We start from the raw sequence: 15428 nt of genomic DNA, 5'->3' as shown, positions 1-15428 counted from the left end.
TCAGCCTGTATTTTTCCTAAATATTCTATTAACTTGGACATATATTTTACCTATTCATTTTAGTAATTAAAATTAATATAAAATAACTGCTAATTTATCAACTAAAAATTAGAATTTCGATTTTTCAGGGCTGTTTTGATTAATTCATCAATAGAGATTTCGGGATTTTGGGTAATGATGCCTTGAACAGCGTTTTGAGCTTCAAATCTAGAAAATCCTAGATTTACTAGAGCTTTTATTACTTCATTACTTGCAACGGGTGTGATATTCTTAATATTTAAGCTCTCTTTAATAATAGCTGAACCGCTTGATATTTTCGCTACTTTACCTTTCAGCTCTAGCACTATACGTTCAGCAAGTTTAGCCCCTACTCCGGATATTGCTTTAAATATATTTTTATCTTCATTATTTACAGCAATTTGAATATCTGAAGGCGTAAGGCTTGATAAGATAAATAAAGCCATTCTTGTACCTATACCGTTTACTGATTGTAGTAAATTAAAAAAAATCTTCTCTTCTAGAGTCAAAAAACCGTAAAGATGAATATGTTCCTCTCTAACATGGGTTTCGATAAATAGTTTATAAAACTCCCCTTCAGCAAGTTTACCTAAAGTTTTACCTGAAGCATAGACTAAGTACCCTACCCCGTTTACGTCAATTATAACGTAATCATCGCCTTGGGAATCAACTTTACCACTTAATTTACCGATCATATATTTACTTTTTCTTTTTACTATATATTAAAATTAGTGTCGGTAAAGCGGTAATAATTGCTGCTAAGATGTAATGAATAACAAACGGTCTATCCATCATATGACACTGCCCATCATTAGGAATAGTTTGAGCCAAAACCATATAAGCAACTATTATCGTCACTACTATATATAGACCGGTAAAAAACAAATATTTTATAAAATTTTTCATGTTGATCTCTTTTTGAATCAGTGATATGATGTTATTTCTACGAAAGCAGAAATCTAGGGGTAAAGCAAGATAAATCAAGCTTTTAAAAAGCTTTAAAGTACTGGATTCCGGCTTTCGTGGGAATGGCATCAGAGGTTTTTGCTTCTCTTAAGTTAACACTCATACACAAAAGCGGGAATGACATTAAAAACTACACAAACTTATAATAAGTTTGATTCTTATCCCCTGTACTTATTAAAAGTTTACGCTCTAAACCATATAACAAATCTCTACTAGCCGTTGCCGTAGAAATATTTTTATGTACAGTAATATAATCTTTTCTAGAAAACCATTGATCTATTAAATTAACCTTAGCAAATTCCATTCTAGATAAAGGCGTATTTGCCTCATATGTAATATTATTACTATATAATCTTAATGCTGCAACTATTTTATCAAGCATAAACTCGATAAATAAGGTCGATTCACCAAGCTTATCACACTTACTTAAAACACTATAATATTCACTTTGATTATTCCTTATCAAACTTTCAACGGAAATATACTCAAAAATTTTATTAGCTTGCATTAGTAATAATTGTTGCCATAATCTACCGATTCGTCCGTTACCGTCTGAAAAAGGATGGATAAATTCAAACTCATAATGAAATATACAAGCTTTAACTATTCCAGAAATTTGCTTATCTTGTGCTATAAACTCAAATAAATCCTGCATTAATAAAGATACACGGCGTGCCGTAGGGGCAAAATATATAATCTCTGTGCCTTTAAATATAGCGGCATTACCTTTACGCCACTTTCCGTTATCTTCTACTAATCCTTGCATTAATATCTCATGTGCTTTTAATAATGATTCAATTTTGAAGGGATTAAATATAGTCAGATTATTGTATAGTTTTATAGCATTTTTTACTTCTACAATATCTTTTTCAGGTGCGAGTACACGCTTGCCGTTTATTATATCGGTTATCTGCTCTACGCTTAAACTATTTCCTTCAATTGCTAAAGAAGAATGGATGGTTTTAATTTGATTATTTTTTATAGGTTGAGAGTAAAGCTTGCTACCGGCTAAAATACCAAGCTCATAAGAAATATCTTGTGATAACTCCAAGATTTTATTAGTTATTTGAAAAGACGGTTTACTATTCATTATATGATAGTATCATATGATACTATCATTGTCTACGAAGAATATTTTTGCTATATCATTCTCATAGGGTATTAGCCTTATTGCATGACTCCAAAATCATCATTGCGAACAGCCGTAGAATGCATGGCAATCTCATGAAATAATAATAAACTCCTGAGATTGCCTCATCAATTGCTATGCAATTTCCTCGTAATGACGTATATCTCTTTATTTTACAATACACTCATTAGACTACCTACCTCAATATCTTCTATAACACCACTTTTACGATCTTTTAATTCAACAATATTATTTGCGGCTTTTTTAGGACCAATTATAATTTGATGAGGTGAGCCTATAAGATCATGGGTTGCAAATTTACTGCCTGGACGTGCTTCGGTATCGTCATATAACACTTCTATATTTTTATCTGATAGCTCTTCATAAGCCATTTCCGCAAGCTCTACGCATTTACTATCATGAATATTTAAATTAATTAGAGAAACTTTGAAAGGAGCAACGCTAGAAGGCCATATGATACCTTTCTCATCGCAATTTGCTTCTATGATAGCAGCAACTAACCTTGAAATGCCTATGCCGTAAGAACTCATTTCTATAGGCGTTAGTTTACCATACTCATCATTAATAAGTGCATTCATATTAACCGAATATTTTGAGCCTATATAAAAAATATGCCCGACTTCTATTCCTTTACTGCTGATTATTTCTTGTTCAGATATAGGTAATTTATTTACTTCATATTTTTCTTCAGCTGCTGCGTACCAACTTTTAATTTCCTCTACATCGATATCAGGATTATCTTTTAATGTCTTAAATTTTTTATCGTAATAAATAGTACTTTCACCAGTTTCAGCGATTATATGAAACTCATGGCTTAAATTGCCACCGATCGGACCGTTATCGGCAATAACAGGGATAGCAAACACGCCTAAATCCCTGAAAGCATTGATATAAGCCTTATACATTTGATTATAGGTTTTAACGGCATTTTCTTCATTTATATCAAAAGAATAAGCATCTTTCATTAAAAACTCTCGTCCTCTCATAACACCAAAACGAGGTCTAATCTCATCACGAAATTTCCATTGGATATGATAAAGATTTTTCGGCAAATCCTTATATGACTTAATATTATGACGAAAAATATCCGTAATCATATCTTCGTTAGTAGGACCGAATAGTAAAGTATTATCGTGGCGATCTTGAAATTTCAGCATTTCTTTACCGTAATTATCAAAACGTCCCGATTCCATCCATAAATGTGCCGGCTGAATGCAAGGCATTAGAACTTCCAAAGCTCCCGCTTTATTCATATTTAAGCGTACTATATTCTCGATATTCTTCAATACTTTTAAGCCAAGCGGAAGCCAAGTATAAATCCCTGCTGCTTGCTGCCTAATCATTCCGCTTCTAAGCATTAATTTATGCGAAGTTACTTGAGCTTCACTTGGCTCTTCCTTTAACACAGGTAAAAAATATTTTGATAATAACATATTTTATTTACTTTCTTGCTATATTTATAATCATTTATTTGGTTATCCCGTGGCTTGACCACGGGATCCAGTTTTTTTAAATTTTTTTCTGGATACCGCGATCAAGTCGCGGTATGACAAAATGACTGGATTCCCGCTTCCGCAGAAATGACATTAATAACGTATTACCTTTTAGCAGTAAGGTTTAAAAACTCATGACGATATTTCTGCTGTTCGGCAAATATACCCGTATAATGCATGGTATTCATAACGCTATTATCTTGCATTACGCCACGCATTGACATACAGCTATGTACGGCAGAAATCTTAACGGCAACGCCAAGCGGCTTTAAATTCTCCTGCACGCTTTCTGCTACCTGTACCGTCATTTTTTCTTGGATTTGTAGTCTTCTAGCAAAAATATTTACTATTCGTGCTAGCTTACTTATGCCGACAATACAATTATCAGGAACATAAGCTATATCTACTGTACCGTTAAAAGGTAATATATGATGTTCACAGAAAGAGGTAAATTTTATATTCAGTAAGATAAAATCTCGAAAATTACAAGTTTCATAAAACTTGGTATTTAATATTGCTGCTACATCCTTTCCATAACCGGAAAATATTTCTGCGTAGCTATTAATGACTCTATCAGGCGTTTTAAGTAACCCTTCTCTGCTTGGATCTTCACCAATGAATTTTAGTAACGTTCTTACTGCCTCTTTAGCTTCTTCTCTAGTTGGTTTACTCATGTGCTAGTTTTATACTTTTAAAAAACATTACTTTAACACAAATATATACAAACATCAAGCCGCCTACTATAGCAATAACCCCTCCTCCGCCCATCATTCCCATTAATAGCTTAGCTGACATCGGCATTACACTATTTGGGTCTTTCCGCATAACACCGTAACCACCGGCGAATGCTAGACCTAGTATGTGCAGAATCTGCCCGAATGTTAGGAGGTAAAATGTAAAATTAATAATATTGTCATTGCGAGGAAGCACGAAGTGCCGACGCGGTAATCTAGGGAGATTTTGTATTACCTCATGAGATTGCCACGCTCTTTTTAGTCGCTCACAATGACGTTGATACCTCCCAATACCCAAATAACTACAACCCATACAAGCAATGCTAATCCCTACTATAGACCCGTGATAATGAGCAGGAATTGCTACATTTATACCTGTGATATTCATTGCTATAAGCCCACCAAGTAAGAATAAAGTAATAGAGCAAAGTAAGATGGTTTTGATTACTCTGTCATTTATTGTAACCGTGTCATCCCGCGGCTTGACCGCGAGATCTATAACATTATTCTGATATGTTTGGATCTCGCGGTCAAGCCGCGGGATGACAAATACCCACACCAACTCAACCCCCATACCCATTAAACATAAAACAGGAGCAATGCCGCCTAGATATTTCATATGATTTGTATAGAATACTTTGAAGGCTCCATCGATAATATCATAAAATATATGACCGAAAAGTGTAAGAATTCCGAAAATAAAATTTAAATAAAGTAAGAAAAGATAGAATTTTTGACATTGCACTTCTCTAGCTATTAACTCTCTAAATAAACTAACCCAAATAAATATTAATATTTGAGTATATATAAATTGCAGTAAATGACCTCCGCTCCAAAAAAGTAATTCATAATAAAATTCTATCTCGATTGGAATAATTTGAATGATGTTTTGCAAGCCATTATAAGACCATCCAAAACAAACAAAGCTTAAAATAAACATTATAATAGTCGATAATACGGTAAAATTAACTAGACTATTTAAGTGCGTCCAATTGAAGAAATATAAAATATTTATAGCGTACAATAGCAACGTAACACCAAATAAGCTTAACCCCCCAATAAATACGATATTTTCAAGCATCGGTATATAATTATTCATCACCGGATTATGCCCGGCTATTGGGGAGATGGCGATTAGAAGAGTAGCTAGAAAAGCAAGTTTGGGGTAAAGGCGAAACACGTCATTGCAAGCGAACGTAGAGAGCGTGGCAATCTCAGAAATTTTGTATTGTTTCATGAGATTGCCGCGGCGAGGCTTTGCCTCTCCTCGCAATGACGTTTCACCCCCCCAAACACTAGCCGTAACGGACAATAACCAAATCAATACCGATAAATTAACATGAATAATTAAAGCAGATTTGAAAATATGCGGATTTGGGAAAAAGCTTGATAATTGCGGGGTACGTAATACCACCAAAATAATTGAATATAAACCCGCAAATCCCAAGGATACAATACCAAGCTTAAGCCAAGAATTAGTTAAGCTATTATTTTGTAATTGATTGGTAGAATTCATAACTACAGGTAAATATTAAATATAATCTACAAATAGCTCACGGTATTTAAATAAGCAATATTTTTTTATTTGCTTTAGAAGCTAACGTACGATATTAAAGTCAATCCAGCGTTAATAGTTATATATGACTAACCACCTACGCATCGGTATTGGTATTTTAATCTTTGCATAATAGGAATGAAATTTTATTAGGTAAACATATTAGTTCCCATGGTGAGTCTAGTTATGCTCCTGTCGGTGGACATTTAGAATTTGGAGAAACATTTGAAGAATGTGCTATCCGTGCAGTTTTAGAAGAAACAAATCTGATCATTGAAAATCCACAATTGATAGCGGTGACTAACGATATTTTTGAAAAAGAACAAAAGTATTACATCTTGATTTGCCTTAAAGCTCATTATTTAAATGAGCATGAATTACAGAATCTTGAGGCTCATAAAGTAGAAAGCTGGTAGTGGTTTGCTCTTGATAATTTACCCTCTAACCTTTTTCTACCTCTAAAAAGACTCATTGAGAAAAAATGTTATTTATATAAAAAAAGTATTGATTAACTAAGTTTATCTAATTTTAAATATCCGGACGCGTATTTGTGTAAAACACACTAGCAATAAGAGTTTGAGAGTTTGATAAGACATTCTTTCTTGTGCTGCAATTCTTTTTATATGATTTAAATCGTATAACGGCAATCTAATATTAATTCTTTCCGATTTTGTAAAAAAATTAGCTGCGGCAATTTTAGCTATATTTTTTGGCTCTCTAGTTCTTTTTTAGGCAACTCTAAAAGCTCATCTTGTTCAAAATAATCTAGTATTTCTTGTTCTTTTTCAGTAAATGTGTATTTTTTCATAATCTAAACCTTAGCTTGACAATATCATCCTAACTTAGCAATATTAATAAAATGATCACCTTGATTTATAATTATGATAATACAGATTTTACTGTTGTAGCGGATTGAATGGTGGGTTTGAGAAGACTTGAACTTCCGACCTCACGCTTATCAGGCGTGTGCTCTAACCAGCTGAGCTACAAACCCACAGTGTAGAAGTATGGTGAGCTCGCCGGGATTTGAACCCGGGACCCTTTGATTAAAAGTCAAATGCTCTACCAACTGAGCTACGAGCTCTTAAATATATTGCATATATTCAAAAATTGTGTTTTACTTTATCGCCGAAAAAGGCTAATCTGTCAACAATTATTTTTTAATTTAAACTTAGAAGTTTATGCGGCATCAGGACGTGGCTATAATTATCCCCTCAAGGCTAAATTCAACTAGGCTTAAACAAAAACCGCTGCAGCTTATCGGCTCTATCACTTTAATCGAGCGGGTATTCACACAAGTAAATCAAGCGGGCCTTGAGCATACATATGTTGCGACCGACTCGGAAGAGATAGCAAGCGTTATTACAAAAGTCGGAGGAAAAGTAATATTCACGGATAGTGCTATCCCAACCGGTACTGATCGTACTTATGAAGCTTTTAAATTAATTCCAAATAATCAAAACATTAATTACATAGTTAATGTACAGGGAGATATGCCTTTCATTGAACCTAGCTCTATTTTGAAAATTATAGAATATTTAAAAAACAGCAAATACGATATTGTTACACCGATAGTAAAAGTAGATAGGGAATCAGTGACAGCTAGTAGTAATGTTACCGTAGCGGTTGACTCGGCGGGGACAGCATTGTATTTTTTGCGTAGTCTTATTCCAAACGGTGCAGAAGAATTTTTATATCATGTAGGCATGTATGGTTTTCGCAAAAACTCTTTAGAAAAATTTGTATCTCTTAAGCCAACTTTTTTAGAAAAAACAGAACGTTTAGAACAATTACGTGTCCTTGAAAACGGCATGACTATAGGTACATGTTTAGTTGAGAATGTTCCTATTTCCGTAGATACGGAAGAAGACTTAAAAAAAGCAGTAAAATTTTACGAAAATATTAGTAAACTAGGTTTATAATAATGGTACATTTCATTTTTGTTACCGGCGGCGTTGTTTCATCACTCGGTAAAGGTCTAACGGCAGCATCTCTTGCTATGCTATTGCAAGCGAAAGGTTTTAGAGTAAGTGTACGAAAACTAGACCCTTATCTTAACATTGACCCGGGAACTATGAATCCTCACGAACATGGTGAAGTATATGTAACCGATGACGGAGCAGAAACCGATCTAGATCTTGGACATTATGAACGTTTTACTGGAGTTTCCGCATGCAAATTTGATAGCATCACAACAGGTGCAATATACTCACAATTACTTAAAGATGAACGTTTAGGAAATTACGCCGGCGTTACTGTTCAAGTCATCCCGCATGTTACAAATATAATAAAAGATTTTATACTTTCAAACACCAAGGGTTTTGATTTTATTATTTGTGAAATAGGCGGTACAGTCGGTGATATTGAAGGTCTACCGTTTTTTGAAGCTATAAGGCAAATTGGTAACAAATTAAAAAGCGAAAATTGTTTATTTATTCATTTAACATTATTACCTTATGTTAAAACCGCCCGTGAATTAAAAATAAAACCTACCCAACACTCAGTTAAAGCATTACGCGCTATAGGTATTTCACCTAATATACTAGTGTGTCGTGCAGAACGTAATATTTCAAAAGGCGAAATAGATAAAATATCTTTATTGTGTAATATAGAATCTGAGTATGTTGTTCCGGCAATAGATCAAAAAAATATATATTTAGTACCGATTGCATATCATAATTCAGGTCTTGATAATAAAGTATTAAAATTTTTTAATATTAATATCATGCCATCTAAATTAGATAAATGGCATGATATAATTAATAGGCTAAAAGATTCTAATTCAAAAGTAAGAATCGCTATAATAGCTAAATATCATAAATTAAAAGATGCTTATAAATCAGTAATCGAGGCACTTGATCATGCAGGTATTTATTACAAATACAAAATTGATTTAGTATGGATAAATGCTGAAAATCTAACTGAAGAGAATATTAATAAAAAATTATTAGATATAGATGGGATTTTAGTACCAGGTGGATTTGGAGAACGGGCAACTAAAGGAAAAATTATAGCAATAAAATATGCCCGTACTAATAACATACCTTTTTTTGGAATATGTTTCGGTATGCAACTTGCGACGATCGAAATAGCTCAGAATTTAATCGGTATTAAAGATGCAGTAACGGAAGAATTTAAAGTAGACGGTACAAAAATTATTGAGAAAATAAATAAAAACTGTGAAGACTCAAAAATAACAATTGAAAATGTAAAAAAGACTATGAGGCTCGGCTCTTATCCTTGTAGTTTGGTCGCAAATACCATTGCAGCTAATGCTTATAAAAGCCTTGAAATAAATGAGAGACATCGTCATAGATATAAATTTAATAATGAATTTCAAAATATTTTTGAAAAACACGGAATAGTATTTAGCGGTTTTTCAAAAGATGAAGAGATTGTAGAAATAATTGAACTACCGCTACTGCGTTGGTTCGTAGGAGTACAATTTCATCCGGAATTTAAATCTAAACCTTTTGAAGCTCATCCATTATTTATTCAGTTTATTAAAGCAGCAATTGAGTATAACAAATGTAATTAACAACAATATATGAGACTATTTTAAAAATCTTGACATAGTTTTTATTATAGTCTAGGGTGCATAAAAAATAATATAGCCGGACAGTTTCTAAAAAGCGTTTGAGGTCATTCCTGCACATGCGGGAATGCCCTATAAAGCTCTAAGCCTTGCAAAAACATAACATTTTTAAAAACTATCTGGTACTAAAAAATAAGCTCATAGTAAATCAATGGATAGCGTGGATTCTAATTTCACAATTTGGAATAAAGCCAGAAACAGTAAATTTAGGCATATAGTATGGCCGATTAGATCGTATGAATTAACCAAGTTCATCCCGATGGCTTTACTAATGTTTTTTATTCTACTTAATCAAAACTTAGTTCGTAGTATTAAAGATAGTTTTGTTGTTACCTTAATTAGCTCGGAAGTATTGAGTTTTATCAAACTTTGGGGCGAAATGCCGATGGGAATTTTATTTGTTATTTTTTATTCTAAACTCTGTAATATTATGACAACAGAGCAAGTTTTTAGGATAATTACCGGTACTTTTTTATTTTTCTTCGCAATTTTTGGTTTTATTTTATTTCCGTACAGAGCGGTTTTTCATCCCGATCCCGAATTAATTAAGCACTATATCACTGTTCTTCCTCACTTAAAATGGTTTTTAATAATTTGGGGACAGTGGAGTTTGGTATTATTTTATATTATGGGAGAGTTATGGCCGGTTATAGTCTTTACTCTTTTATATTGGCAGCTTGCAAATAAAATTACTAAAGTCGAAGAAGCACCAAGATTTTACTCATTTTTTACTTTATTCGGACAAACTAATTTACTCATCTCAGGAACCGTAATTATTTATTTTGCTAAGAGTGAGCATTTCTTATTACCTTTATTTTCTCATCTAAACGATACAAATGAAATTCTTTTAAAATCATTTATTACGGTTATTTTAATATCCGGATTAATTTGTCTAGCTCTTCATAAACTTATTGATAAATCAGTCGTAGAAGCTGACAAAAATATTAAATTTAAAAATCAAAGAACGGATATATTAAAATTAAGCTTGGTCGACAGTGCAAAAGTAATATTAACTTCTAGATATCTCGGTTTTATTTGTCTTCTTGTAATGTCTTATTCTATGAGTATTAGCCTAATAGAAGGATTATGGATGTCCAAAGTAAAGCAACTCTATCCCGCTACAAAGGATTTTATAGCCTATCACGGTAAAGTGTTTTTTTGGACGGGAATACTCACGTTAGTTAATGCGTTTTTAGGCAGTAGTTTAATTAGAATATGCGGCTGGTTTTGGGGAGCTATTATAACACCAATTATGATGTTTGGAGCAGGTGTTATGTTCTTTTCATTCACGGTTTTTGAAAATCACCTAGGAAATATCGTAAATACTCTCGGCTATAGTGCACCGCTTGTCGTTATAGTTTTTATCGGCGGACTTTGGCATGTACTTTCTAAATCCGTAAAATATTCACTTTTTGATGCTACTAAAGAAATGGTATATATTCCGCTCGATAGTGAAATGAAGACCAAAGGTAAAGCTGCAGTTGATGTTATGGGTGCTAAAATCGGTAAATCAATAGGTGCTATTATTCAATTCATATCCTTTAGTATTTTCCCGAACGCCATACATAACGACATAGCCGGTTTATTGATGTTTAGTTTTATTATCGTATGTCTATTATGGCTATATGGCGTGAAAATTTTATCGAAATATTATAATAAGATGATACAACCTTGATAAGGATATCCATTCCTGCGAAGGCTTGCTTGCGTTGATACCTATAATCTTCATGAGCTACGTAGGCGTTGTTGCCTGACTCAGAAAAGGCGTACGATGTCATTCCTAGCTCAATATTGTTGCGTAGACCGGTAAAATCCCCTGTGTCATCCCGTGACTTGACCACGTGCTCCATAAAAACAATAAAAAATATTAATAATTCTAGTATTTTTAACTGGATCCCGCGATCAAGTCGCGGGGGATGACATCGGGAAAACTGATCCACGCAACAAGGCCCGAAAGCGGGGCTCTAGCACAATAACTTCAAATATCGATAAGAAGTTATTTATTAAAAAAATAAACCTAAAAAAACAAATTTTTTATAGGTTTTACTAGATTTCCGCCTACACGGGAATGATATAAAACGATCCATATATACAATGCTGAACAGAAATGACCAGTGTTTTTCAAAAATTGCTTGATGCTATGAATCAAACTACTGTATTTTTATCCTCTCCTATTAATCCTTGATCAAGCAAATCCAAAGCCTCATCCAAGCATTTATATACTGCATTTTCTTGAGCTACTTTCGAATAATTTTCGATTAACCCTAGATTTTAACAATAATAACCAGTTGAGCTTTTCATCACTCTATTGATTTTTAATATAATTAAATATTATTTTTAAAACCGCTTGGCTACTATCCTTTGCTTTTTCATATTTATTTTTTAAGCTCTGTAATCTGTCAACATATATTCTTAACATCTCTACTTCTTTACTTTGATATATTAAGCTCTCTATTTTTTCAATTTGTTTTATTAACCGCTCTGCCTCTTCATACGGTTCTTTACATTGTCTTACTAAATTTGCTTTTGTAAAATTAGTATTAGCATTGTTATGCATTAACAGTGAAAGAATAGTTTTGTTTTCTACTAAGTTACGACCACAGTAATATAATACTTCAGTCATCTGTTTATAGTCATTCACCGTAGCACCATATTCAAGTAACATTTTGGCTTTTTTAAAATTACCTGTAACCTCTAAAGCAGTATCACCATTCTCATCTTGTATATTAAGATCAATACCTTTTTGCAGTAACTCTTTAAGGTCTGCTAAGTCAGTTACATAATGTAGGGTACTTTTGTTTTCTGGTCTATCTATCGTATCAAAACTAACGTCTTTACTGTTTTACTATTAAGACTATTGTTAATACTAATGCGTAAATCATGAAACATTTCTGGAGCGGTTTTACATTCTTTTGCATTACTCCCCTTTCCTATACAAGATTTAAAAATATTTATTAACTTAGAAATTTTAGGCATAATTATTTTTTTAGTTATTTTATTAAAATTCCATGTTTCATGGTATTTTTGACTCGACATTATATTAATCTATTTTAATACAGTCAATGTGAATGGTTAATTTTTATGAATTAACCAATTAACAATATAATTTAAAAATTCTTTTTTCTTGAATCTATTTGTAATATAGTAATAGGCATATTTAATATTTGTAGAGGAAGTAATGAAACAAAATCCAAAAATCTCATTAATAGGTAGCGGTAACATAGGTGGTACACTTGCTCACTTAATTAGCCTTAGAGCACTCGGCGATATCGTGTTATTTGATGTGACTGAAGGAGTACCGCAAGGAAAAGCATTGGATCTCATGCAAGCCGGTACAATAGCCGGGTCTGATATCAAAATAAAAGGCACAAACGACTATAAAGATATTGAAGGATCTGATGCCATAATTATTACTGCCGGTTTACCAAGAAAACCAGGGATGAGTAGAGACGATTTAATTAGTATTAACACCGGTATTATGAAAACGGTTGCAGCAAATGTTAAAAAATACGCTCCTGATGCCTTTGTAATAGTAATTACCAATCCACTTGATGTTATGGTATATGTCATGCTTAAAGAAAGCGGATTGCCTCACAATAAAGTAATCGGTATGGCAGGAGTACTTGACTCATCAAGATTTAATCTTTTTCTTGCTGAAGAGTTTAAAGTATCGGTTAGCAATGTTAATAGCATGGTTCTCGGCGGTCACGGCGATGCTATGGTACCTCTTGCAAGATATTCTACAATATCAGGCGTGCCGATACCTGACTTGATCAAAATGGGCTTATCAAGTAATGAAAATATTGAAAAAATAATCGATCGTACTAGAAACGGCGGCGGTGAGATTGTTGCATTACTTAAAACAGGTTCTGCTTATTATGCTCCCGCAGCCTCAGCAATAGAAATGCTTGAGTCATATTTAAAAGATAAACGTCAGATTCTAACTTGTGCCGCTCATTTACAAGGTGAGTACGGCGTACATGATTTATATGTCGGAGTACCTATTATGATCGGTAAAGAAGGTGTTCTAAAAGTAATAGAACTGCAGTTAACCACAGAGGAAAAAGCACTATTTGATAAATCAGTCGAGGGAGTTAAAAAACTCATTGAGACGATAAAATAAATGATAAAATTACATTAATGAAGCACAAATGCAATAAGATTTAAAATATTGAATTAATACTAATTATTAGTATTGTTAATTGAACATAAATGGTATTACATTTTGGTTTATTTTTATTAATAGCGGGAAATTATGAAACATAAGAATGAATTAGACCGGCTAATAAGAAATCTTTATTTAATAAAAAATACTAATTTAAATAATATTTTAGAAACAGATAAACTAGCTATAACACGTACAACTAATTTTATAGAAGTTCTAATAAACAAAATAGACCCTAGCCGGGACCGTATGTTTCTCAACAACAAGCTAACTTCAAAGTAACAAATGATAAAAATATACAGGGTGCTAGTAAAGAAATTTATTTAAAAAATCTACCTATTAGTATTGGTAAAGTTGAAGGCTTTAAGGAAGATGGAAAAGGTAGAAAAACAAAGGCTCAACTTGATGTCTTAATATCCCTTTCAGATTTTTCAGCATTATTAAGACTAAGTAATTCATTACCGATCACTAATGAGCAAGAACTAGAAATAAAGGACAATATTAATCTATTGCAATTGATGGAAGAAGTTGTTCAAAAAGTAGGGGAAAAGAGCTTAAATATAAAGCAAGATAAAAAAGTACTTACCTCACAAAAAAACGAACAAGCTATAACACACGGTCAACAAAAAGTAGAACTTAGCCTTAAAGAAGAAATAATCAAGTTAAGGGAAGCAGTTCAAGAAACAATCAAAAATCCAACTAATAATACAGCATTTAATAAGACATCAAAAGAAATTTTAGGTTTGATTAATAATATCAACGCTCATCAACCATCTAGATTACAGGCAACTAGAAATACAATCCTGAGTAGTGGAGCAAGCCCTAACACTAAAAATACAAAAATAGAGGGATTTTTTCTTGAACAACATGCATGGGATAAATTTCAAGAATTAAGAGAGAGATTATAAAAAATAAAAGAGCCTAGAGCAAAATTATATGAAATGAAAAATTTTTATGATGTGATTAATTCATTAGATAAAAATATCATTCTAGGAGTAATGCAAGAGAAACAAAAAGTGCAACAAGTGTCCAATCAAAAAGCGCAAGAGATTATAAGAAGTGAATTTTTATACCTTGATAATGCCTGAGATTTTTCAGATGGTTTACAAAATTTATTTGAGAAGTTAAAAAATAAAGAAGAGACAGGGGAAAAAGCACTTATAGAAGCTTCTAAAAATATACTCAGCAAAAGTATATCAGTAAATAAAAATTACTTCCGTAATACTAATAATTCAAGCGGATTAGATTTACAATATAAGATGTTGTTAAGATAATATCTCGCAAAATATAAAGGAGACTCTAGTCTTATATGCCAGAAGTAATAACAAGATTGATATATTATCTGAAGAATTAGCAAATAAATTTAATCAAGCAAAATGAATCGGTACTACAAAAAGAAACAGGTAAATATTCTCCTTCTTTAGAAACTATACCTGAAGATTCTATACCTAAGTTATCACCAATAGTACATTCCTCAACAGAACTTTTTGCAAAACTAGAAAATTCATTCAATGAACTAGCACAATTCACTGATAAAATATTAATAGATACCGGCAAATCTTATGTACAACAGGCAAATATTAATCCTCAATCTAATACCGTTTCTAGATCTTCTGCTATTGATTCAGGAATAGCCTCAAGTCAAGAAGAATTATCTACCACATTTGGAAAAAGCAGCTCTACTAATTTAATTGAAGCTCTTGATTTAGTACAAGCGAAAATTTTATCAAATTCAAATATAGCAAAAGATAA

15 protein-coding genes and 2 tRNA genes are annotated in these 15428 nt (G+C 32.5%); 7 read left to right on the top strand and 10 right to left on the bottom strand.

Features of this window, described 5'->3' with window-relative positions:
• Positions 1-101 precede the first annotated feature (101 nt).
• The 6 genes from ruvA to TENJIKU01_RS00675 all read right to left on the bottom strand — a co-directional run bounded on the left by ruvA (position 102) and on the right by TENJIKU01_RS00675 (position 5877).
• Positions 102-713 (bottom strand): Holliday junction branch migration protein RuvA, encoded by a 612-nt coding sequence (gene ruvA, locus TENJIKU01_RS00700; RefSeq protein ID WP_016916707.1) that lies wholly within the window; start codon positions 711-713, stop codon positions 102-104.
• A 4-nt stretch (positions 714-717) separates the two neighbouring features.
• A complete protein-coding gene (locus tag TENJIKU01_RS00695; protein WP_004995893.1) occupies positions 718-924 on the bottom strand; it encodes a hypothetical protein in 207 nt (68 codons plus the stop codon).
• Between the two features lie 190 nt (positions 925-1114).
• Positions 1115-2074: a Fic family protein gene (locus tag TENJIKU01_RS00690; RefSeq protein WP_064428815.1), complete on the bottom strand. Its 960-nt coding sequence runs from the start codon at positions 2072-2074 to the stop codon at positions 1115-1117.
• A 212-nt stretch (positions 2075-2286) separates the two neighbouring features.
• Positions 2287-3567, bottom strand: coding sequence for a proline--tRNA ligase (gene proS / locus TENJIKU01_RS00685; RefSeq protein ID WP_064428814.1), 1281 nt, complete (start codon positions 3565-3567; stop codon positions 2287-2289).
• A gap of 164 nt (positions 3568-3731) precedes the next feature.
• Positions 3732-4301, bottom strand: coding sequence for a GTP cyclohydrolase I FolE (folE, locus tag TENJIKU01_RS00680; protein ID WP_064428813.1), 570 nt, complete (start codon positions 4299-4301; stop codon positions 3732-3734).
• Entirely contained in the window at positions 4294-5877 is a 1584-nt protein-coding gene (locus TENJIKU01_RS00675) for a cbb3-type cytochrome c oxidase subunit I (protein ID WP_064428812.1), read from the bottom strand. The genes folE and TENJIKU01_RS00675 overlap by 8 nt, the downstream gene beginning before the upstream one ends.
• A gap of 164 nt (positions 5878-6041) precedes the next feature.
• Between TENJIKU01_RS00675 and TENJIKU01_RS00670 the strand changes: the two genes are divergently transcribed.
• Complete coding sequence (locus tag TENJIKU01_RS00670; protein WP_064428811.1) at positions 6042-6332, top strand: nucleotide triphosphate diphosphatase NUDT15; 291 nt, start codon at positions 6042-6044, stop codon at positions 6330-6332.
• Between the two features lie 501 nt (positions 6333-6833).
• Here TENJIKU01_RS00670 and TENJIKU01_RS00660 read toward each other — a convergent pair.
• Positions 6834-6910: transfer RNA gene (locus TENJIKU01_RS00660), tRNA-Ile, on the bottom strand.
• A gap of 14 nt (positions 6911-6924) precedes the next feature.
• Positions 6925-7000 (bottom strand) — tRNA-Lys (locus tag TENJIKU01_RS00655).
• Positions 7001-7097: 97 nt separating this feature from the next.
• Here TENJIKU01_RS00655 and TENJIKU01_RS00650 point away from each other — a divergent pair.
• From TENJIKU01_RS00650 to tlc2, 3 genes are all read left to right on the top strand, one after another.
• Complete coding sequence (locus TENJIKU01_RS00650) at positions 7098-7838, top strand: 3-deoxy-manno-octulosonate cytidylyltransferase (RefSeq protein ID WP_064428810.1); 741 nt, start codon at positions 7098-7100, stop codon at positions 7836-7838.
• Between the two features lie 2 nt (positions 7839-7840).
• The gene (locus TENJIKU01_RS00645) at positions 7841-9454 is read left to right on the top strand and encodes a CTP synthase (protein ID WP_064428809.1); all 1614 of its coding nucleotides are present in this window, start codon (positions 7841-7843) and stop codon (positions 9452-9454) included.
• Between the two features lie 208 nt (positions 9455-9662).
• A complete protein-coding gene (gene tlc2, locus TENJIKU01_RS00640) occupies positions 9663-11186 on the top strand; it encodes a nucleotide exchange transporter Tlc2 (RefSeq protein ID WP_064428808.1) in 1524 nt (507 codons plus the stop codon).
• Between the two features lie 630 nt (positions 11187-11816).
• Here tlc2 and TENJIKU01_RS00635 read toward each other — a convergent pair.
• Positions 11817-12176: a hypothetical protein gene (locus tag TENJIKU01_RS00635; protein WP_227779788.1), complete on the bottom strand. Its 360-nt coding sequence runs from the start codon at positions 12174-12176 to the stop codon at positions 11817-11819.
• Between the two features lie 513 nt (positions 12177-12689).
• Between TENJIKU01_RS00635 and mdh the strand changes: the two genes are divergently transcribed.
• The 3 genes from mdh to TENJIKU01_RS09305 all read left to right on the top strand — a co-directional run bounded on the left by mdh (position 12690) and on the right by TENJIKU01_RS09305 (position 14764).
• On the top strand, positions 12690-13634 hold the full coding sequence (mdh, locus tag TENJIKU01_RS00625) for a malate dehydrogenase (protein WP_064428807.1): 945 nt from the start codon (positions 12690-12692) through the stop codon (positions 13632-13634).
• 560 nt (positions 13635-14194) lie between these two features.
• On the top strand, positions 14195-14584 hold the full coding sequence (locus tag TENJIKU01_RS09310; RefSeq protein WP_227779786.1) for a hypothetical protein: 390 nt from the start codon (positions 14195-14197) through the stop codon (positions 14582-14584).
• Between the two features lie 33 nt (positions 14585-14617).
• Positions 14618-14764: a hypothetical protein gene (locus TENJIKU01_RS09305; RefSeq protein WP_227779784.1), complete on the top strand. Its 147-nt coding sequence runs from the start codon at positions 14618-14620 to the stop codon at positions 14762-14764.
• 262 nt (positions 14765-15026) lie between these two features.
• Here the strand turns inward: TENJIKU01_RS09305 and TENJIKU01_RS08740 are convergent, their stop codons facing one another.
• Positions 15027-15233 (bottom strand): hypothetical protein, encoded by a 207-nt coding sequence (locus TENJIKU01_RS08740; RefSeq protein ID WP_172794999.1) that lies wholly within the window; start codon positions 15231-15233, stop codon positions 15027-15029.
• Between the last annotated feature and the right edge of the window lie 195 nt (positions 15234-15428).

It is taken from the genome of Rickettsia sp. Tenjiku01, from assembly GCF_001653015.1.
GTDB lineage: Bacteria > Pseudomonadota > Alphaproteobacteria > Rickettsiales > Rickettsiaceae > Rickettsia > Rickettsia rickettsii.
The sequence above is the reverse complement of the archived record's forward strand: the minus strand, read 5'-3'. Positions and strand labels throughout refer to the sequence as shown.

Coding starts and splice junctions, on each gene's coding strand:
- ruvA (WP_016916707.1), bottom strand. CDS start 713: ATGATCGGTAAATTAAGTGGTAAAGTTGATTCCCAAGGCGATGATTAC.
- folE (WP_064428813.1), bottom strand. CDS start 4,301: ATGAGTAAACCAACTAGAGAAGAAGCTAAAGAGGCAGTAAGAACGTTA.
- TENJIKU01_RS00690 (WP_064428815.1), bottom strand. CDS start 2,074: ATGAATAGTAAACCGTCTTTTCAAATAACTAATAAAATCTTGGAGTTA.
- TENJIKU01_RS09310 (WP_227779786.1), top strand. CDS start 14,195: ATGGAAGAAGTTGTTCAAAAAGTAGGGGAAAAGAGCTTAAATATAAAG.
- mdh (WP_064428807.1), top strand. CDS start 12,690: ATGAAACAAAATCCAAAAATCTCATTAATAGGTAGCGGTAACATAGGT.
- TENJIKU01_RS00645 (WP_064428809.1), top strand. CDS start 7,841: ATGGTACATTTCATTTTTGTTACCGGCGGCGTTGTTTCATCACTCGGT.
- TENJIKU01_RS00675 (WP_064428812.1), bottom strand. CDS start 5,877: ATGAATTCTACCAATCAATTACAAAATAATAGCTTAACTAATTCTTGG.
- proS (WP_064428814.1), bottom strand. CDS start 3,567: ATGTTATTATCAAAATATTTTTTACCTGTGTTAAAGGAAGAGCCAAGT.
- TENJIKU01_RS00695 (WP_004995893.1), bottom strand. CDS start 924: ATGAAAAATTTTATAAAATATTTGTTTTTTACCGGTCTATATATAGTA.
- tlc2 (WP_064428808.1), top strand. CDS start 9,663: ATGGATAGCGTGGATTCTAATTTCACAATTTGGAATAAAGCCAGAAAC.
- TENJIKU01_RS09305 (WP_227779784.1), top strand. CDS start 14,618: ATGAAAAATTTTTATGATGTGATTAATTCATTAGATAAAAATATCATT.
- TENJIKU01_RS00635 (WP_227779788.1), bottom strand. CDS start 12,176: ATGTTACTTGAATATGGTGCTACGGTGAATGACTATAAACAGATGACT.
- TENJIKU01_RS00650 (WP_064428810.1), top strand. CDS start 7,098: ATGCGGCATCAGGACGTGGCTATAATTATCCCCTCAAGGCTAAATTCA.